This window comes from Macrococcus capreoli, from assembly GCF_025628935.1.
Classification (GTDB): Bacteria; Bacillota; Bacilli; order Staphylococcales; family Staphylococcaceae; genus Macrococcoides; species Macrococcoides capreoli.
In genome coordinates this window covers 108,081-128,285 of the sequence record NZ_JAOTIS010000004.1, presented here as the reverse complement: position 1 = coordinate 128,285, position 20,205 = coordinate 108,081, and the positions used below count along the sequence as shown (strand labels likewise).

17 protein-coding genes are annotated in these 20,205 nt (G+C 35.1%); 4 read left to right on the top strand and 13 right to left on the bottom strand.

The window, feature by feature from the left end:
* Nucleotides 1-144: 144 nt before the first annotated feature.
* The 5 genes from OCL94_RS04480 to OCL94_RS04460 all read right to left on the bottom strand — a co-directional run bounded on the left by OCL94_RS04480 (nt 145) and on the right by OCL94_RS04460 (nt 5,806).
* Nucleotides 145-1,812 carry a glycoside hydrolase family 13 protein gene (locus OCL94_RS04480; protein ID WP_262995129.1) on the bottom strand — a complete coding sequence of 556 codons (1,668 nt, stop codon included), beginning with the start codon at nt 1,810-1,812 and terminating at the stop codon, nt 145-147.
* Between the two features lie 15 nt (nt 1,813-1,827).
* Nucleotides 1,828-2,892 carry a GTPase domain-containing protein gene (locus tag OCL94_RS04475; RefSeq protein ID WP_262995000.1) on the bottom strand — a complete coding sequence of 355 codons (1,065 nt, stop codon included), beginning with the start codon at nt 2,890-2,892 and terminating at the stop codon, nt 1,828-1,830.
* A gap of 94 nt (nt 2,893-2,986) precedes the next feature.
* Nucleotides 2,987-3,985, bottom strand: coding sequence for a FecCD family ABC transporter permease (locus OCL94_RS04470; RefSeq protein WP_262994998.1), 999 nt, complete (start codon nt 3,983-3,985; stop codon nt 2,987-2,989).
* Nucleotides 3,985-5,001 (bottom strand): FecCD family ABC transporter permease, encoded by a 1,017-nt coding sequence (locus OCL94_RS04465; protein ID WP_411268475.1) that lies wholly within the window; start codon nt 4,999-5,001, stop codon nt 3,985-3,987. The genes OCL94_RS04470 and OCL94_RS04465 overlap by 1 nt, the downstream gene beginning before the upstream one ends.
* Nucleotides 4,994-5,806, bottom strand: a complete 813-nt coding sequence (locus OCL94_RS04460; protein WP_262994996.1) for an ABC transporter ATP-binding protein — start codon at nt 5,804-5,806, stop codon at nt 4,994-4,996. Before OCL94_RS04460 ends, OCL94_RS04465 begins: the two co-directional genes overlap by 8 nt.
* A gap of 140 nt (nt 5,807-5,946) precedes the next feature.
* On the opposite strand from OCL94_RS04460, the gene OCL94_RS04455 reads away from it, so the two are divergent.
* Nucleotides 5,947-6,984, top strand: coding sequence for an NAD(P)/FAD-dependent oxidoreductase (locus OCL94_RS04455; protein ID WP_262994994.1), 1,038 nt, complete (start codon nt 5,947-5,949; stop codon nt 6,982-6,984).
* A 141-nt stretch (nt 6,985-7,125) separates the two neighbouring features.
* Here OCL94_RS04455 and OCL94_RS04450 read toward each other — a convergent pair whose 3' ends face one another.
* The 5 genes from OCL94_RS04450 to OCL94_RS04430 all read right to left on the bottom strand — a co-directional run bounded on the left by OCL94_RS04450 (nt 7,126) and on the right by OCL94_RS04430 (nt 13,121).
* Complete coding sequence (locus tag OCL94_RS04450; protein ID WP_262994992.1) at nt 7,126-7,851, bottom strand: glucosamine-6-phosphate deaminase; 726 nt, start codon at nt 7,849-7,851, stop codon at nt 7,126-7,128.
* Between the two features lie 12 nt (nt 7,852-7,863).
* Nucleotides 7,864-8,715 carry a YitT family protein gene (locus OCL94_RS04445; protein ID WP_262994990.1) on the bottom strand — a complete coding sequence of 284 codons (852 nt, stop codon included), beginning with the start codon at nt 8,713-8,715 and terminating at the stop codon, nt 7,864-7,866.
* 122 nt (nt 8,716-8,837) lie between these two features.
* A complete protein-coding gene (locus tag OCL94_RS04440) occupies nt 8,838-9,776 on the bottom strand; it encodes an L-lactate dehydrogenase (RefSeq protein ID WP_262994988.1) in 939 nt (312 codons plus the stop codon).
* Nucleotides 9,777-9,837: 61 nt separating this feature from the next.
* Entirely contained in the window at nt 9,838-11,433 is a 1,596-nt protein-coding gene (locus tag OCL94_RS04435; protein ID WP_262994986.1) for an L-lactate permease, read from the bottom strand.
* A gap of 482 nt (nt 11,434-11,915) precedes the next feature.
* Nucleotides 11,916-13,121 (bottom strand): NupC/NupG family nucleoside CNT transporter, encoded by a 1,206-nt coding sequence (locus OCL94_RS04430; RefSeq protein ID WP_262994984.1) that lies wholly within the window; start codon nt 13,119-13,121, stop codon nt 11,916-11,918.
* Between the two features lie 303 nt (nt 13,122-13,424).
* Between OCL94_RS04430 and OCL94_RS04425 the strand changes: the two genes are divergently transcribed.
* The gene (locus tag OCL94_RS04425) at nt 13,425-14,699 is read left to right on the top strand and encodes a D-alanyl-D-alanine carboxypeptidase (protein WP_262994982.1); all 1,275 of its coding nucleotides are present in this window, start codon (nt 13,425-13,427) and stop codon (nt 14,697-14,699) included.
* A 9-nt stretch (nt 14,700-14,708) separates the two neighbouring features.
* On the opposite strand, the gene OCL94_RS04420 is transcribed toward OCL94_RS04425, so the two are convergent.
* Nucleotides 14,709-15,302 carry a TetR/AcrR family transcriptional regulator gene (locus OCL94_RS04420; protein ID WP_262994981.1) on the bottom strand — a complete coding sequence of 198 codons (594 nt, stop codon included), beginning with the start codon at nt 15,300-15,302 and terminating at the stop codon, nt 14,709-14,711.
* 210 nt (nt 15,303-15,512) lie between these two features.
* Between OCL94_RS04420 and OCL94_RS04415 the strand changes: the two genes are divergently transcribed.
* Nucleotides 15,513-16,850 carry an ABC transporter permease gene (locus OCL94_RS04415; protein ID WP_262994979.1) on the top strand — a complete coding sequence of 446 codons (1,338 nt, stop codon included), beginning with the start codon at nt 15,513-15,515 and terminating at the stop codon, nt 16,848-16,850.
* A gap of 69 nt (nt 16,851-16,919) precedes the next feature.
* Nucleotides 16,920-17,618, top strand: a complete 699-nt coding sequence (locus tag OCL94_RS04410; protein WP_262994977.1) for a M50 family metallopeptidase — start codon at nt 16,920-16,922, stop codon at nt 17,616-17,618.
* A 300-nt stretch (nt 17,619-17,918) separates the two neighbouring features.
* Here OCL94_RS04410 and OCL94_RS04405 read toward each other — a convergent pair whose 3' ends face one another.
* Both OCL94_RS04405 and OCL94_RS04400 read right to left on the bottom strand, forming a co-directional pair.
* Nucleotides 17,919-18,812, bottom strand: a complete 894-nt coding sequence (locus OCL94_RS04405; RefSeq protein ID WP_262994975.1) for an NERD domain-containing protein — start codon at nt 18,810-18,812, stop codon at nt 17,919-17,921.
* Between the two features lie 94 nt (nt 18,813-18,906).
* Nucleotides 18,907-20,094, bottom strand: a complete 1,188-nt coding sequence (locus tag OCL94_RS04400) for a multidrug effflux MFS transporter (RefSeq protein ID WP_262994973.1) — start codon at nt 20,092-20,094, stop codon at nt 18,907-18,909.
* Between the last annotated feature and the right edge of the window lie 111 nt (nt 20,095-20,205).

Here is a 20,205-nt window from a genome sequence, read left to right as displayed (position 1 = left end):
TCTTTGCCGCTTTGTAAATTTATTGTTAACAATATAAAAAGACGAAACTCCATTTCGAAGTTCCGTCATTTATTTCTGATTCGTATTATTTTTATTATTCCTATTCGTCTATTCTTTTTAATACTGATATTTTTGTTAATGTTGTTATGCGTGTACTTTATACACTCTTGCCTCAAATGGCAATAACGTAAATACATCATTAGATTGTTTGTCTACCGGATAATTGTTCAATACTTGTTTCTCAACGGCTAAATCTAATGTTGCATCATGCTTTAAAGTCACTTCATCATGACTTAAATTACCAAGAATAATAAACTGTTCATTATCAAGCGTACGTGTATAAGCAAATACTTTTTCATCTTCTGGATATATCAAATCAAAGGCACCATAAGTTAATGTCAGATTTTCTTTTTTCAGACGAATCATTTTTTTATAGAAGTTCAACATCGAATCTTCCTGTTTCTCCTGAACGAAGACATTGATTGCTTCGAAATTCGGATTGACATTCAGCCACGGTGTTCCCGTTGTAAATCCTGCGTTTTTTGTATCATCCCACTGCATTGGGGTACGCGTATTATCACGTGAAATACGCCCTAACATTTCAAGTATCGCTTCTTTTTTCATCCCTTTTTTGAGTTCCTGATTATAAATATTTTTCGCATGTACGTCATCGAAATCATTAATCGACTCAAAAGGATAATTTGTCATACCAATTTCCTGACCTTGATAAATAAATGGTGTTCCTTGTAATAAGAAATATACAACACCATGGCTTGTCGAGCTTTCAAACCAATAATCAACATCATCACCCCAAGTTGAAGAAACACGTTGACGATCATGATTTTCAATAAACAATGCATTCCATCCAGTTTTCTCTAATCCTTTTTGCCATGCATTTAATACCTTTTTATAACCTAATATGTCAAAACTTTTACCGACGTTATGATCCCATAAATTTAAATGTTCAAACTGGAATACCATATTAAACTTGCCGTTCTCTTTACCTACCCATTCATCTGCATCTTCAGTCGTTACACCATTTGCTTCTCCGACGGTCATAATATCATACTTATCAAAAGTGTTTTCTTTTAATTCCTGTAAATACTTTTGAATGCCTGGCTGGTTCATATGTCCTGCAAATGATTCCGCATAACCTAATTTATCGGGATTTGGCAAATCTCCTTTGTCGAAACTTTTCTTAATGTGACTAATAGCATCCACTCGGAAACCATCTATGCCTTTGTCTAACCACCAGTTCACCATATTATAAATCGCATGGCGCATGTTTTCATTTTCCCAGTTTAAATCTGGTTGTTTACGACTGAAGACATGCATATAATATTGATCTGTTGTCGCATCATATTCCCATGCCGAACCTTCAAATATACTTGCCCAGTTATTCGGTTCTTTACCGCCTTTACCATCTTGCCAAATATACCAGTCTCGGTATTCATTATCTTTACTTTTCTTGGCCTCTACAAACCATTGATGTTCATCACTCGTATGGTTAATTACTAAGTCCAGAATCAACTTCATGCCACGCTCATGGACTTCTAACAACAATCGATCAAAGTCTTCCATCGTCCCAAAATCGCGCATAATTTCCTGATAGTTACTGATATCATAGCCATTGTCATCATTCGGCGACTCAAATATTGGACTCACCCAAATGACATCTATCCCTAAATCTTTTAAATAATCCAACTTCTCTGTAATACCATTTAGATCGCCAATACCATCTCCGTTTGAATCTTTAAAGCTTCTTGGATAGACTTGATAACATACTGCTTCTTTCCACCATTTTCTTTCGATTGTCATAGTGACCTCCTAGTGTGTGTTCATATATTGTTTTTGGTCATCTTCTATTACTTCACGTGCAATTTCTTTAATTTCATCGACATATTTTGCAATCGCCTGAAATATTGGAAATGTATTCGTTAACCCCATTTCGACAATTGAAGATACCGCCATTGTAACCGGGTTAATACTTTTCATTTTAAAGGATGATTTAATTAATTGCACAATCTTTGTGAACTCCATGAGATGTGTCAGCCCACTTGATTTTTCTTTTGCTTTTAATGCCTCAAATTCTTTAATAAATGTTTCAATATCCAGCCATTCTTTTCTGCGTTCCATAATATCATCTTCCTGTATTTTAAAGTGCGTCATGACCGTACGTTCAATCACTTTATAATGTTGCTTTAACACAATGTTTTTGAAACTTGGCGTAAATAACTTCGGAAAGGCTGAATTCACTTTATAATTTAAATAACTATTTACATATGCCGGATCATTATACTTTTGTCGGTAAGCTTTCTCTTCTACCAACAATAAATCATTAATTAATGTTGTCAGCGTTTCGATACCCGTACCATCTAAAGTACTCGTAAAAATATAAGACACCGGTGTTTTTACATAATGTTTTAAAGTGACTTGTAATTCTGTATTTTTATCACGCATCAATAATAATCGATCTTCATTGCCATTCACATCCACCAATGTATCAGTTTTATTATATACAAAAGTAATGTGTTTATTGTGTTTTGTTAAAAATTTTATCATTTCTATATCTACAGCTTTAATTTTACTTGAAAAGACATATAAGTAATGTCGAATTGGTTCATTTTGAATAATCTTTTTATATTTTTGAACGGTCACTTCTTCCGTGCCTACACCTGGGAAATCGATTAAATAACCATAAGCATTATATCGGTATTCTGTTGTTGCTAACGTTGCGTCTGTTTGTACAGATGTGTAAGCATTGACATTACACAAGTGGTTAATCAAGGCGCTCTTTCCTGCATCTGGCTGTCCAATAATGCCTATTTTATTGCATGATCTATTTTGAACAAACGTTTCATATGCTCTGATTAATGGATGTTTCTTCATCATTTACCCCTCCACGCTCTATTTCTTTTAGTATTCCCGATTATGTTGTGCCCAAGCATAAAAAGCCACATTTTCGCTTTGAAAATGTGACTATTATTTACAAACCTTTACGCATTAAATATAGAAAATAAGGTGCACCGATAATGCTGACAATAATACCCGCTGGCATACCGGCTGGTTCAATTAACAAACGACCTAACGTATCTGCAAAGCTCAGTAATATCGCTCCTAGCAATAATGTTATCGGTATAAACGCTTGATGTCTTGGACCGACAAGCTGTCTTGCTATATGTGGTGCGATTAAACCAACAAAAGCAATGCTTCCGCAAATGGATACAGCACTAGCGCATAACATCACTGCAATAATACAAATCAACAGTCGCTCCCGGTTAATATTGATACCTAATCCTGTCGAAATATGCTCATGCGTGTTTAATATATTAAGAATATTGAGCTTCATAAATAAAATCGGCAACGTAATCAGGAGGATACACGCAATCATTCCAACGAACGGCCATGTATCACCCCAAATATTACCTCCGAGCCATTTAGAAATAAATTCAACATCTTCTTTATTGAAAGTTGAGGTCATCATAATCATGGCCCCACTTAAAGCTGTTGATAATCCGACACCCGTTAAAACCATCTGCATCGGGTTCAGCCCTCTACGCGAACTGCTTAACATAAATACTACTGCAGCAGTAATAAGCCCACCAATCATGCTAAATAACGGTAAAATATAAACAAAGTTATTACTATCAACTGGCATAAAGATTATTAACAACGCGATAAAGAAACCACTTCCCGCATTAATACCGACAATCCCAGGATCAGCTAATGGATTTTTCGTTATACTTTGTAATAGTGCACCACTTAAACTTAATGCAGCACCACACAATATTGTTACAAGCAGGCGAGGCATTCGGAATTCATACAATACCATCGTGTCTGTTTCATTTCCCATACCAAACAATGTTTTTATAAATTGCATCGGTGCCATTTTGAAATCACCGACCGTCATACTTACAGTTATAATCGATAACAACATTAAGAGGAGAACGAAAAGCGTCGTAATATTTTTAGCTTTTGTATGCATTATGAAATCCCCAGCTTTCTAACGAGATAAATAAAGAAAGGTACACCCATAATAGAAACAACTGCGCCGACAGGTGACTCACCCATCATTCGTGCAAGCATGTCCGAAAACACTAAAAATATTCCTCCCAATAAAGTTGCGACAGGTAATAATTTACGATAGTCAACACCAACAAATATACGTGCGATATGAGGAATCATTAAGCCAACAAAGGCAAGGGAACCCGCCATTGCGACAGCTATACCTGCAAGTATCATCGTGAGTAGCGAAAAGACAACGCGTATCATCGTTAAATTAACACCCAATCCTTGTGCCATTTCATCCCCTAAAGATAATACTGTTAATTGATGACCAATCAGTAATATTAATATCATCACAACTACAATCATCGGTGTGGCAATCTTAAGTTGTAACCAAGTTGTCCCAGCTAGCCCACCACTCGACCAAAGCATTGCACTTTGATTTGTCTTAAAATAAAGCGATATCCCTTCAGCAATTGCAAGCAATAAACTACTGACCGCTGCACCCGCTAAAATGATTCGCATCGTATTAAAGCCACCTTTTTTACTTAATCCTAATAACAACACAATTGTTCCACCAACGATTGCACCGATAAACCCTGCTAGTATGATCACAAAGAAATTGGCACCACTTGAAATTGCAAATAATATGCTAATACCTAATGCGGCACCTGAATTTAAACCAATCAGGGCTGGATCTGCTAATGGATTCTTTGTTACGCCTTGCATTACAGCACCACCACATGCAAGACACATACCTACGAGCATTGCAGCGACTTCACGTGGTATTCGTATATCCCGAATGATATTATGCTCAGAAATATCTTGATAGCGGAAAATGGCTTCAAATATCGTTGTTAAACTGTACGTTTTTACACCTAACATAAACGAAAGCATCAGCATTAATAGTAATAGTACTGTTAACATTAAGATAAGTACGAATAATTTCCCGGAAAATAAATGACGTCTACCCACTACATCTCTTTGATTAACCATTGGTATCCCTACTATAATGCTTACATAACAAATCGTACGTTACGAGCATAGGCTTTCCATTACGTGGGTCTACACTTAATTCCGCATCGATATTAAATACCGTTTCTAAGACATCTTTCGTTAATACATGCATTGTATCCCCTTGTTTAATAATTCGACCATCTTTCATCGCAATAATATGGTCAGAGAAACGAATGGCTTGATTAATGTCGTGCAGCACCATAATAATCGTGCAGTTTTCCTGTTCATTTAATGCTCGAACAAGTTCTAGTATTTCTAATTGATGAGAAATATCTAAGTACGTCGTCGGTTCATCGAGGAATATAATATCTGTCTTCTGGGCTAGTGCCATCGCTATCCATACACGCTGGCGTTGACCGCCACTTAAATCATTAACATGCTTATCCTTAAAATCAAATGTACCTGTGACTTTCAGCGCCCATTCAATTTCATGATGATCCTGCTTCGAAAGTCTACCGAATCCTTTCTGATAAGGAAAGCGACCATAACTTACAAGTTCATATACACTTAAACCATCAGCAACATCTGGTGATTGTGGTAAAATCGCAATCTTCTTAGCAACTTCTTTCGTTGGCTGCTGATGTATGTTCTTTCCATCAAGTACAACTTCACCGTGTGATATATTTAAAATACGCGATAATGCCTTGAGTAACGTTGACTTGCCACAACCATTTGGTCCGATAATCGATGTCACTTTACCATCAGGGATTGACACATCCAAATTACGTACTATATCTCGTTCACCATAATTAATCGTAATTTGCTTACCTTCTAATCGATTCATTTATATCCTTCTTTCATATATATCAATTCAGTTGAACGTCTAAATCAAAACGATTCTCATTTAATTGATAATCATTATCAACACTGTTATATTTTATAGTATAATAACATTCAAAGCAAGATAATTAGGGAGACTAACATATGAATAACATATTAGATATAACGATCATTGGTGGTGGACCAGCAGGTTTATATGCCGCTTTTTACGCTGGTCTTCGCGGTTTGAAAGTACGCATCATCGATCAGAATGATACATTAGGTGGGAAGCTTAACTTATTTCCGGAGAAAATTGTTTGGGATGCAGGTGGAATACCACCACAACCCGCTTCAGAAATCATGAAGAATTTAATCAAACAAGGTACAACATTTAATCCGGAAGTTATTTTAAATACAGTTGTAACGGATATAAAAAAAGTTAATGACTATCATTTTATTGTTGAGACAAATCAAGGGATATACCATTCTAAAACGGTCATTGTTGCTGTCGGTTCAGGGATTATTAAGCCAATCAAACTGGATATTGAAGGCGCTGAACGCTATGAAGTGAACAATTTGCATTATGTTGTTCCTTCGTTAAAGCGATTTAAAAATAAACGTGTGCTGATTTCAGGTGGTGGTAACGCAGCAGTGGACTGGGCGCATGATATTGCACCTTTTGCTAAAAGCGTACATATTATTTGTCGCAAAGAAGATTTCAAAGGTCATGAAGAAACAGTACGTCAGTTAGATGATTTAGGTGTCGTAAAAATAACGAATCAAACGATACATTCACTGATTGCTGAAGATGATGAAATCAAGCAAGTTGAAATTATTCATAATATCGACGATACCATCAGTAAGCTAGATGTTGACGATGTGATTATTAATCATGGTTTCCATATGGATTGTGAATTATTAAATGAAAGTACCGTTCAGTTTGAACGTGTAGATGATTTCTATATTAAAGGAAATGCTAATACCTCTACAAACACACCCGGCATTTATGCTATCGGTGATATATTAAAGCACGATGCGAAAGTTAATCTTATTATCGGTTGTTTCCATGATGCCGCAACATCAATCAACCAAATTAAGATGTATCTTGATCCAAAAGCCGCTTCACATGGAATTGTATCAAGTCATAATCCTATTTTTGAAGAAGAAAACGAAAAGATTAAACAAAAACTCTTTAAAGATTAATCATTAAAAAGCTACGCCAAAATCGTTTGTTAATTTTGGCGTAGCTTTTTTGTGTTGCTATGCGGTTTAATTATCACTGTTTTACGTCGCGACTGAGCTGCAAACCTTACAAGCGGTTCACTCACCCTATTCCCTCAATTTCTAATACGGTGATGCTGCATCATCCGTAACGACTAATACATTTGGATGATGAATCAGTACACTTGCAGGTATCACTTCATCTGGATATTTCATTTGAAATAATTGTTTCATTATAGGCTTCTTCTTCTCACCTGTTGCCAGCAATATAATACGATGCGATTTTATAATCGATCTTATCCCCATCGTTACCGCTTTCGTCGAAACTTCCTCAATACTATCAAAATATCTGGCATTTGCTTGTATCGTCTCGTTCGTTAACTCTACCATTCTCGTATTTGAATCAAATGGTGTACCTGGTTCGTTAAATCCAATATGTCCATTCGTACCAATTCCCAGTAACTGAAGATTAATCGGATGATCTTGCATAATCAATCTATCATATGCTTCATTATCCGCTTCCAGCTGTACTGAATCATTATTAGGAAAATTATATTGTTCAGGTCGTATATCAATATGATTGAATAAATGATGCTTCATATAAAATAAGTAACTTTGCTTACTTTCTGTATCCAGCTCATAATATTCATCTAAATTAAATGTTTGAATTTCAGACAAATCAACTGGATTAGATTGAATCAATTGGACAAGTTGTGCATAAACAGGTTCCATTGTACCACCTGTCGCTAGTCCTAACTTCGATCGTTTATTACTTTGAATTTGTCTCAGTAATTCAATCGCTACATATTGTGCCGCAAGCGTTGTACTCCCTAAATTTATAAATTCCATGATCACTACTCCTTAATCTTCATTTATAAATCCATTACCTAACACATCACGAACATCATGTACTACAACAAATGCATCTTCATCGATTTGCTTAATCATTCGTTTCGTCTTCGTTAACTGTAGTTTATTAATAACGCAATACAACACTTCTGTTTCTCGTTTCGTATAATACCCTCGACCATTTAATATTGTGATACCTCGACCGATATCCTCATCTAACATTCTAGCAATCGGATCAGGCTTTTGTGAAATAATTGTAATCGCCTTTTTCGGATTAACGCCCTCAATAATTAAATCCATTGATTTCGTACCGATATACAAACTTAATACTGTGAGTAGTGCTTTCTCTACTGGAATAACGGTTAACGAAATTGCCACGACAATCAAATCAAAAAATAGCAATGCATACGACGTACTTACATCTAAATATTTATGTGCAATACGCGCTAATATCGTTGTCCCAGCCGTCGTTCCTCCAACGAGTACGATCATACCTATTCCAACACCGACCATAAAGCCACCAAAGATTGTACTCACTAATACTTCTTTAAGATGTAGTTGTAACGGTTCCGTCAATTTCAAAAAGATGGACAACGCAACGATTGAAATAATCGTTAATGCCATCGAACGTTTAGAAAGAAATTGATATCCAACAATCAATAAGACGATATTCATAATTAATGTTGTAATTGCAGGTGACCATCCAAAGCTATATAAGAAGATTAAAGACATCCCTGTGACACCACCTTCACCAAGGTTGGCAGGAATGATAAACATGTTGACTGCTAATGAAAAGATAAGCGATCCAAGCAGTACGAAGAATATTGATTTTAATGATAAGTTTAAATTTTTGATTGCTTTCATTTTATCCTCCTTCTAGTTAAAATCGATTGTAAGTGTAACGAACATTACAACGAATTTCAATCCACGTGCACAAAAAAGAGCATCATTAGCATGATGCCCTTAAACGTTAATATTTAAACATATTATTCAAAGAATGGTGTTTGAATACTTTTTAAAGTTTCTACTGATTTTGAAAATTTTTGTTTTTCTGTTTCTGATAATGGTGTTTCAAATACTTTTTGAATACCATTACGGTTAATTAAAGCTGGTACACCAATGTATACATCGTCATGACCATACTCACCATTTAATTTTGCTGATACTGTTAACACAGAATTTTCATTACCTAATATCGCTTTAGAAATACGTGTTAATCCCATTGCTACACCGTAATAAGTTGCACCTTTGGCTTTAATGATTTCATATGCAGCATCACGTGTATTAACAAAGATTTCGTTCATTTTTTCTTCATTATTTTCAAGAATATCAGTCACTTTAATACCCGCTACGTTGGCACTACTCCATACCGCAAGTTCTGAATCACCATGCTCGCCGATAATATATGCATGAACACTATCTGCAGCAACGCCAATTTCACTACTTAATAAATAACGGAAACGCGCAGTATCTAAAATTGTTCCAGATCCGATTACGCGGTTTTCTGGTAAACCAGAGAATTTTTGTACTGCATATGTTAATACGTCTACTGGGTTCGTTGCGATTAAGAAAATCCCATCAAATCCTGTTGCCATAATTTCATCAACGATTGATTTAAAGATTTTCATGTTTTTTCCTACTAAATCTAAACGTGTTTCACCTGGCTTTTGCGCTGCCCCTGCACAAATAACGATTAAGTCTGCATCACCACAATCTGCATACGTACCATATTTAATATTCATTGGGCTTGGTGCATATACTACACCATGATTTAAATCCATTGCATCTCCAATTGCTTTCGCTTCATTTAAATCGATAATTACAAATTCATCACATACACCTTGATTTAACATTGCAAATGCATAACTTGAACCTACTGCACCATTACCAACTAATACTACTTTATTTCCTTTTAATTGTTCCATTTTAAAAGACTCCTTTTATATTGTTTTTTTAATGAATACTTTGAGTAATGAAATTGATGAATTAAAGCACTAAACTTAATACAAATGTCCAGATACACACGAATACTAATAATCCAATACTATATTTCAATGTCATATTTAACAATTTAGATTCTTGACCAACCGCACCAACAGCTGCTGTTGCAATTGCAATCGATTGTGGTGAAATAAGTTTCGCCATTACACCACCTGCTGTATTCGCGGCAACTAATAATGCTGGGTTGGTTCCAATTGTACTTGCTGCTGTTGCTTGAATTGAAGCAAATAATACGTTGTTGTTGACTACTGATCCTGTCATAAATACGCCAATCCAACCTAAGATAGGTGATAATAATGGGAAGATTGAACCTGTTTTAGCAATTGCTTGACCCATTGCGACAGTTAAACCACCATATGTTGTTAATTTTGCGATTGCTAAGATTGCACAAATTGTAACGATTGGGATCCATAATTCTTTAATTGTTTTACCTAATAAATTAAAGCCTTTACTTAAATTAATTTTAGGTGAAAGAATGATCGTAAATAGCACTGCTAGTAAAATCGCTGTACCTGTTGCACCTATTAAATCTAATTTAAGCATCACGCCTTTTTTCAATGTTTCATTGAACGTACCAGGCATTTGATATTGAATTACCGCTTTGGCTAATGGCCCTTCTGGTAAAAATAATGCTTTAAATGCTGGTAAGCTCCAAACTAATACAAATCCAGTTAATAAATAGAAAGGACTCCATGCTAATACAATTTCTTTTATCGGATGTGTTGTTATTTTGACGTCATCATTTGATAATCTGAATATATTTTTCGGTTGCCATTTACTACAGAAAATCGCTAATGCTGCCATTGCTAATAATGCTGGTAATAACGCTGCAAGTTCAGGACCCATAAATAATGTAATTACAGCTTGTGCTACTGTGTAAACCACACCTGAAATTAAGATTGCAGGTAATGTTTCTTTAATACCTTTGAAGCCATCTAAAACAAAGATTAATAAAAATGGAATTGCGATATTAATGATTGGTAAAGTGAAAGCTGTCATTTGTGAGACGTCCATTGCTGTAACGCCACCTTTTAAACCTAACGTATTCACGATACCAACCGGAATACCTATTGCGCCGAATGCACCAGATGCACCATTTGCAATTAAACAGAACATTGCGGCTTTCAATGGATTAAACCCTAATTGAACAAGTAATACAGAACAAATTGCGATGGGTACACCAAAGCCTGCTGCACCTTCTAAAAATGCGTTAAAGCAATAACCGATTAATAAAAGTTGAATACGTTGATCGGCTGATATACCTGCAATGGAATCTTGAATAATTTGAAATTTACCACTTTCAACTGACACTTTATATAACCAGACTGCCATGATAATAATGTAACCAATCGGGAATAAACCTTGAACAACCCCCTCAGTTACCCCACCAACTGCTACAGCACCTGGTAATTTAAATACAAATAATGCAATAATCGCTGTAACGATCAATGTTAATAACGCTGCATGAATACCTTTCATCTTGAAAAGCGTTAAGCAAAGTAAGAATAAAATAATCGGTACTGCTGCGATAATTGCTGATAAAGCTAAATTGTTGAATGGATCAAATGAATTTACGAACATTTGCTTTTCCTTCTCTCTGTTTTTTCGATTTAAGTAGCAACCGTGAGTATGAAAATAAAGAAAACTGTATCTATTTTTATCTGTTGCTACTTGGTACAGTTACAATATACAACGGATATCATTGAGAAGCAAGTGTTTTTTGTGATTTTTTTCACAATTAGTACAAAAAACTTTTTCCAGTGATACAAAACTACGTCATATCAACGTTTAAACATGTTCAAAAAGTTTTCAAAAATACTTTCACCTCGCTAATTTTTTCAATATTATACACATACATCAAAATAAAGGAAAAGCAGGATTGGGTAAGTACCCAATCCTGCTTTAGTTTGCTAACGACTTTTTATTTGATTTAAATGCACGTTTCAAGCGTCTTCTAAGATCTCTTAACAGTCTTTTCATAAAGAACCGTCTCCCTTATTCGCTTTTTTACAATGCTATTATAACAAGTCATTATTAATTCTTTATGAAGTTATTATTAAATCTTACCAGCTGAATAATCCAACGAATCCTGCAGATAATAATGATACTAAAATCCCTGCAAGTAACATCATTGGTACGTATTTTGCAACAAAGTCAGATGTCTTCATGTCAACAATACCTTTTAAACATCCAATAATCATACCTACTGTAGAGAAGTTAGCGAATGAAATTAAGAATGTTACTAATACAGCTTTCATATGTGTATCCATTTTAGGAAGTGCTTTTTGAATATCAATCATAACAACGAATTCGTTAGTAATAACTTTCTTCGCCATATGTGCACCAACTGTAACCGCTTGATCCCAAGGTAAACCAAGTAATAAAGCAAATGGCGCCATTACCCAACCTAAAATTAAGTCTAATTTTAAGTCTTTGTTAATTAATCCTAATAACATATCTGCAAAGTGCGCTAAAGATACAAATGCAATTAAGAATGCGATGATGATTAAGATTAATTTACCAGCACCAATAACTGAATCTCCTAAGAATGAGAAGAACGGCTGACGGTTTTCATTATTGATTTCAACAACGTAATCTTCTTCTTCTGTAACCTTAACAGGGTTTAAAATTGCTGAAATAATAATTGCGTTAATAATATTTAATGGAATTGCTGTTAATACTAATTCACCAGGCACCATTGTTACATAAGCACCAACAATTGAACCTGAAATACAACTCATAGACATTAAAGCTAAAGTTAAAACACGCGTTGGATTCATTTTCGCAACTTGTGCTTTTGAAACTGCTAATGCTTCTGTGTTTCCTAATACCATCATTTCTACTGAGTAGAATGATTCAAATTTCGGTTGACCTGTAATTTTACCGATTAACCAGCCTGACCATTTGATAATAAATGGTAAAACGCCAATGTACATTAACATATCAAATAATGGAACGATGAATAGGATTGGTAATAAAGCAGCAACAGCCATATCCATCTTACCAGGGCCTGGTGCTGTCCAGCTACCAAACGGCATACCGATACCAACATAAGCTGCTTGTAACATCCAGCTGAATGCATCTGCTACAGCTTTAACACCATTACGTCCCCATGAGAACTGTGTAAAGAACCATGCTAAGAATAAGTTGACAACAAGCATAATCGCAACTGATTTCCAGTCGATATTCTTCTTGTCACGTGAGAAAGCGAATGCAACTAATACAAAGACAAAAATACCTAAAATATTAAGTAATAAAAATGTATTCATGATTTCCACCTTTTTTAATTTTTTATGTTTTTGATTATAGCATGATTACCTCGTAAACAATACACTTTTTTTCATTTATTTACGAACATTTTTTCACATCCGAATAAATCCTATTACTAAAACGCGAATATTATAAAATATGTAAACGTTTCACAAAAATTAACGTCTGTTTTTATTGTTTACCAATTCAACTTTCTTATGAGAAAAACATTAATATTAAAAAATTGTTAATCTCCAACTTCGCCAACCGTAATATGATAGAATGAAATCATTGTAAAAATGAATCAATAGGAGTCGTCACGAATGAAAAGAATTTCTTCAAGTACCATTATATTAAGCTTGCTTATATTATTAAGCTATTCGCACGTAGCTTACGCAGTATCACCTTACGAAATCGCGAATCAACAAGGTTATGATGTCCCACCGAAAGACAATCCACAAGGTACAGCAGTGATTGCATATAACGGACAATTGCTTTACGGGGAAGCAATGGATAAACAGTGGCCACCTGCTTCTATGTCAAAAATTATGACACTTTATTTATTGTTCGAAAAAATGGAACACGGTGATATTACATTCGACACGAAAGTGAAAGTAACAGATAAATATTACGGTATTTCACGACTTCCTATGCTAAGTAACAATAAGTTTCGCGAAGGTGCAACCTATACTGTAGAAGAATTAATTCAGTTAGCAATTACACCTTCCAGTAATGCTGCAACTTATTTACTGGCGAATCTTGTAGAGAAAGATGACTCAGATTTTATTGATAAAATGAATGCGAAAGCGAAAGCTTTAGGCATGAAAAATACGCATTTTTTAAATCCTGCTGGCCCTCCGAATAATTTATTACTTCAATATAAGGCGAAACGTTACCAGCAAGATGGTGATAATTTAACGACAGCGCGTGACTTTTCAATATTAGCGCAACACTTCGTATCCGAATATCCGGAAATACTGCGTTTTACGAACAAGACGTATGTCACTATAAAAGAAAATACAGAAGATGAGGAATCTTTCCCAACTTACAATCATTCATTAGAAGGTGCACGTTTAGGCGTTAAAGGTGTAGATGGATTTAAGACGGGGTCAAGTGATACAGCTGGGTTTAATACGACCATCACCTCTAAACGCAATAATTTACGTGTCATTGAAGTGATATTGGGTGTCGGTGATTGGTATGATTCTCCTGCAGAATTCAATCGTAATAAAATGGCCAATGCATTGCTCGATAAAGTTTACAATCAATATGAATATAAAAAAGTACTTTCAAAGGGCGTGCATAAATTTAACGGGAAAGAATATTATGTTTATAACGATTTATATGATGTCGTAAAAATTGGTCAGCCAGGTAAGCTCGTCTTAAATAAAGGGAAAGTGCATTATGATTATGATCGTGAATTTATTTCCAGCCAGTACAAACCAGCAACTGTAACATATGAAGGTTACAAGCAATACAAGTTTAAAAAATTCTGGAATGATCACTATTATGGATTAATGACACTACTCATCGGATCATTCTTGTTAGGTCTTGGTTTATTAATCTACTATTACTGGCCAAAAATTAAGAAGCGCTAAGTGAAATACTTAGTGCTTCTTTTTCATTTCCTGCTGTAACAATCGAATCGGACCGTTATAAGCCATCTCATATGCAAATTGTGCTATTTGTTCAGGTGTTTCCTGCATATCACTGCGTACCCATTGCTTAATCACACCAATTTGCGCACTTGACACGAAGGCAAAGTAATAATTAAACGGAATACCTTGAATCGTTTCCAGATCTATCATTCTTTCGAAATTTTCTTGTATTATTTTTCTAAATTTATATTCAAATGTCGTATTTAAATTAGGATGTAACATCACTTTAAAAAATAATTTATCATCTTTTAGAATATGCATTATTTTCTTGATAAATACTTCCTGAAACAAGCTATCCTCTTCTATAATTTGACTCACATCCATCATACGTTGAATTGTAATGAATTTCTGGATCATTTCATCTTCAATTTTTTCAAGTAGCTCGTATTTATCGACATAATGTAAGTAAAATGTACCACGGTTAATATCTGCTTTTTCAGCAATGTCGTTCACCGTAATATTATCGAATGGTTTTTCTAACATTAATTCCAGCACTGCAGTTCTTATACTTTGCTTCGTTTTTCTGACACGTCTATCTTCCATGCAATTCATCTCCTTAAAGTCATTATTAATGATGCTGCCAAGATTAGCGATGATTATTTTTCAATGATACGTCCTTTAATCAACATATAATGTTACTTTGTTCTTTAACTAACATATCGTCCCTTTTTGGTTATTGTATCGTTTATTAATCTGATTATAATAAACAATATATTAATTAATCAACACAATGTTCATTAGGAGGACAACATTATGAAAATATTAAAAAATAAATTAATTTATCTCGTTCCGATTGTCGCATTATTAATTATTGGATTATTGTCGCTCGCTTTCTCGCCAGCTTATAATCCTAAACCGAAAGAAATGCCAATTGCTATTGTTAATTTAGATAAAGGGATTGAAATTCAAGGCAAATCACAAAATATCGGCAAATCTTTTATCGATAAACTCCAATCAACAAAAGACTTTACAGAAAAAGTGAAATTGATTGAGGTCAAAGATGAACGTGAATTAACATCAGGCTTTAAAGATTTAAAATACTATGGCGCGTTAGTTATTCCAGAAACATTCACAAGTGACGCAACTAGTGCGATGCGTAAAGAAATCCAAACAGCAAAGAAAGCTGAAGGAGAACAAAAAGCAAAAGCATTCCAAACAGATATCCAGCAAAAAATAGCAAGTGGTACACTGGCACCAGCACAGGCTCAAGTGATTATCCAGGAAATGAAAACAAAACAAGCGAAAATGCTTGAAGCAAATAAAGATTTATTGAAGCCTATTGACGTTAAACAAGGTGAATTAAAAGTAATGATAAATCAAGGAGCATCAACACAAGGGGCTCAAATTACAGATACTATCTTATCAAACTTAACAACTAAATTGAATGACACGATTGCATCACAAGCCGTAACACAGTTAGATAAAGCAAATGTTTCAGTATCAGCAAAATCAATGAATCAAATCATGTATCCCGTTAACGTAGACCATACAGTTATGAATAAAATTCACGATCATCAGGCGATGGGTAACGCTCCAATGTTATTCTTTACACCAATCTGGTTAGGCTCATTACTCTCTTCTGTGTTATTGTACTTTGCATTTAGAGGTTCAAATATTGTACCTAAACGTGAACGATTTATTGCTTCATTATTCCAAATCATTGCCGCTTCAGTAACTGCTATCATCGGTGGTTTCGGTGGCGTATGGTTTATCACATCAGTATTAGGGTTCGACATGCCTGATACATTTAGTGTCAGTATTTATATCAGTATCGCAATGTTCGGATTTATTATGTTAATTTTAGGATTAATGTCTTGGCTAGGTATGCCAGCCTTACCATTATTCATGTTAGCCTTATTCTTTAGTATGCAGTTATTAACATTACCTAAGCAAATGTTACCTGAGTTCTATCAAGATCATTTATTTGACTGGAACCCATTCAAAATTTATGGCGATGGTATTAGACAACTTATTTATTTAGGACATGAGCTGGAGTTTAATACACCGATGCAAATGTATTTAGGACTTGGAATATTTGGTGTCATTGCAATTATATTAGCTGCAGTCATCCGTCCACATAAAGAGAAATAACATAAAGATGCGACTCCAGGTTGAGGAGTTGCATCTTTTTTTGTGCTACTATTTTGAAGAGGTGAGGTTGTGAATACATATTTATTGTTGGTAATTGGTACCATTTATTTAATATTAGCAATGTATTACTATAATCGACCGGGTGTATTGATGTTATGGCTGAGTTATGTGCCAACATTATTACATGAGTTCGGTCACGCTATCGTCTGCCAGTTAACAGGTGGAAAAGTTAGCGATATTGTTATTGTTACGAGAAGATCTGAGCGACTACGAACAGGCCGAAACGGATATGCCATTTCTCAAACTATTTCAGGATGGAATAGATTTGCAACGTTTATAGCAGGCTATCTATTTCCTCCATTCTTTCTGATTATAGGCGTATATTGTTTGTTAAAGACGTGGCAAATAGGATTTTGGATTATGTTTGGCCTTGTGTTTCTCTATTATTTTGTGAAAACATCTAGAAAGATATTTCCTTTCTTCGTTATGTTACTCATTGTAGGTGGATGTTACTTGTACTACCAATATCCTGATGTCGTTTCATTGTGGGTGATAGGAAATTGGGCAATTTATATTGTTTTAGGTATTCTATTAGCAGATACGCTTCTATCGAGTTATACAATAACGTTGATATATCTACAACGAAATACGACGTGGGACGGTGCGATGCTCAGTCAGTTAACGAGATTACCCGTATTGATTTACTATTTGTTGTTTGTGACTGTACAACTAGGCAGTTGCTGGTTTGTGGTGAAGATGTTGATTTAAGAAAGTGGTATTAAATATTGATTATAGAAAGTTGGCACGCGTCACGTCTGATGCGTGACACTTTCTCAGTTTTGGCACGCGTCACAGCTGGTGCGTGACACTTTCTCAGTTTTGGCACGCATCACAGCTGGTGCGTGACATTTTCTCAGTTTTGGCACGCGTCACAGCTGGTGCGTGACACTTTCTCGGTTTTGGCACGCGTCACAGCTGGTGCGTGACATTTTCTCGGTTTTGGCACGCGTCACAGCTGGTGCGTGACACTTTCTCGGTTTTGGCACGCATCACAGCTGGTGCGTGACATTATTTTAAGTCGTTATAATATTTCTCAAAACTATAAAAACCACGTTCACATTTATTAAAGTTTCTTTCTAATACGCGTTTAGTAATATTCCTCTGCGCTCTTCCTATCCATTTATTTGCTTCACTTAACGTTATCGGTCGATCCAGTAATACCTCTAGTTCAACCAGGTTTTCGCGAACAAGCTCCATCTTCGTATTACGTTTTAGACATCCTTTGCAAACAATGTTTTTACATTTATCGGCTTCTATCGTCACACTCAATCCACAACGCATACATTGAATCCCCGACTTTACCTTTTTAAAATTAAAATTTGGTCTACGGTGGTGCAATTCAATCGGCCGATGAATATCTGTAAAAAAATTAGCCATTTTCCTTTCTAAACTCCCTGCAGGTGCACATTCACCAATACGTTTCATCACACGCCCTATATCATAATACTTCACGACTCCATCTACTTTTCTATCTATTGAAAACCCTTTGTTAATAAATATCATGTTGCTATGAACACTATGACCAGTATTCATAAAATCAATTAAGCCACTGAATGTACTATCCATCGTCACAAATTGTGGTTCCGGATTTTTGATTGAACCACCCGATTTCTTCCAGTAATATTCATCATATTGAAAGTTTCCAAAATAATTCTTAACATCAAATGCAAAAATTTTGTCGCCTGTTAATACAAGACGATCAATTTCAAATCTCTGTTTATCATATTCAATACACATATTAAACAACTGCACATATGCTTCATCAACGGGGAATTCTTTTAAAAATTGTACTTCCCCTAAATAACCGTAATAACTTCTATGATAATCTTCACTATATTCATATGTTGGCAAACGACGTTTCAATATATCTTCAAGCACAACAATACGTGGTGGTTGTATCATGTCTGTCCTCCGATGTTTGTTACCACCTTTATAACAAAATATTGTAAATTACATATTACAACACTTTAAAAAATTTCTAAAAAAATACACACCACTACACTGTGATGTGCTTCAGATATTGTATACGTATGAATTGCGCTAACATCGTGCAAACGAATATGATAACCATAAACGGTACAGCTGATGTTTCACCCATCACTCCAACGAGTGGTGACAATAATCCACCAACTAAAAATTGCATTAATCCTAATATAGAAGACGCACTACCTGCACCTTGTTTCTGAACTTGCATCGCAATTGAAAATCCTGTCGTTCCAATCATACTCACCGGTGTTATTAACAAGAAGAAACTTATCCATAAACACCACATCGGTAAATGCATCACCAGCACTAAACATGTAACAATCATACCGATCAATTGAATTGTCTGACCTAATTTCAGTATTTCTACTTCACTCATTTTATCGACTAACTTCCCAGTAAGTTGGCTAAATAATATTAAGCCAATCCCGTTAAACGCAAATAAATAACTGAATTGCTGCGCATTCATATGATATATTTTCTGGGTAATAAAAGGTGACCCTGAAATATAACTAAACAATACGCCATACGTTAATGACTGTAACAAGAGTACCGTGACAAATTGTTTGTTCGTTAATAGCATCTTAAAATCATTAAACACTGATTTCAAAGCACCTTCATGACGCGCCTCACTTGGTAAACTTTCTTTCAAGGTAAATGATAGTACAAACATCAACGTACCGTAAATTGCCAAAATTATAAATACGGTATGCCATGTTGATAAACTTAATATCACCCCTCCAATAACAGGTGCTAATACGGGTGCTAAGCCGTTAACTAGCATCAATACTGCCATAAATTTCGTCAAGTCTTTCCCTTTATATAAATCACTTGAAATCGCACGAGATAATACTGCTCCGGCTCCCCCTGAGAACCCTTGAATAAATCGAAATGCCACGAGCATCTCAATCGTTGTACTTGTTGCAGCTAAAAATGATGCAACTGCATACACAAGTAACACAACCGCTAATGGTTTCTTTCTCCCTGTAATATCACTGAGTGGCCCTACAAATATTTGTCCTACTGCTAAACCAATCATACAAGCTGTTAAACTTAATTGTGCATTAGAAGCATTCGTATGCAACTCATCAGCAACACTTGGTAACGCCGGTAAATACATATCTAGTGACAACGGTCCAAATGCCGCAAGTAACCCTAAAACAATGACGAGCAGGAATCGATTTTGCTGTTGACGTTTCATGTTAACCTCCAAAGTAAAATAATAATAAGTATACATTAACTTACAATGCATATCACTTGTTTAACTCATTTATGAAAGGGAAAATATAACTATAATCACAAATCTGAAAGA

Coding starts and splice junctions, on each gene's coding strand:
- OCL94_RS04470 (WP_262994998.1), bottom strand. CDS start 3,985: ATGCATACAAAAGCTAAAAATATTACGACGCTTTTCGTTCTCCTCTTA.
- OCL94_RS04450 (WP_262994992.1), bottom strand. CDS start 7,851: ATGGAATTTATAAATTTAGGGAGTACAACGCTTGCGGCACAATATGTA.
- OCL94_RS04475 (WP_262995000.1), bottom strand. CDS start 2,892: ATGATGAAGAAACATCCATTAATCAGAGCATATGAAACGTTTGTTCAA.
- OCL94_RS04400 (WP_262994973.1), bottom strand. CDS start 20,094: ATGAAACGTCAACAGCAAAATCGATTCCTGCTCGTCATTGTTTTAGGG.
- OCL94_RS04415 (WP_262994979.1), top strand. CDS start 15,513: ATGAAAATATTAAAAAATAAATTAATTTATCTCGTTCCGATTGTCGCA.
- OCL94_RS04425 (WP_262994982.1), top strand. CDS start 13,425: ATGAAAAGAATTTCTTCAAGTACCATTATATTAAGCTTGCTTATATTA.
- OCL94_RS04430 (WP_262994984.1), bottom strand. CDS start 13,121: ATGAATACATTTTTATTACTTAATATTTTAGGTATTTTTGTCTTTGTA.
- OCL94_RS04435 (WP_262994986.1), bottom strand. CDS start 11,433: ATGTTCGTAAATTCATTTGATCCATTCAACAATTTAGCTTTATCAGCA.
- OCL94_RS04460 (WP_262994996.1), bottom strand. CDS start 5,806: ATGAATCGATTAGAAGGTAAGCAAATTACGATTAATTATGGTGAACGA.
- OCL94_RS04455 (WP_262994994.1), top strand. CDS start 5,947: ATGAATAACATATTAGATATAACGATCATTGGTGGTGGACCAGCAGGT.
- OCL94_RS04465 (WP_411268475.1), bottom strand. CDS start 5,001: ATGGTTAATCAAAGAGATGTAGTGGGTAGACGTCATTTATTTTCCGGG.
- OCL94_RS04440 (WP_262994988.1), bottom strand. CDS start 9,776: ATGGAACAATTAAAAGGAAATAAAGTAGTATTAGTTGGTAATGGTGCA.
- OCL94_RS04405 (WP_262994975.1), bottom strand. CDS start 18,812: ATGATACAACCACCACGTATTGTTGTGCTTGAAGATATATTGAAACGT.
- OCL94_RS04420 (WP_262994981.1), bottom strand. CDS start 15,302: ATGGAAGATAGACGTGTCAGAAAAACGAAGCAAAGTATAAGAACTGCA.
- OCL94_RS04445 (WP_262994990.1), bottom strand. CDS start 8,715: ATGAAAGCAATCAAAAATTTAAACTTATCATTAAAATCAATATTCTTC.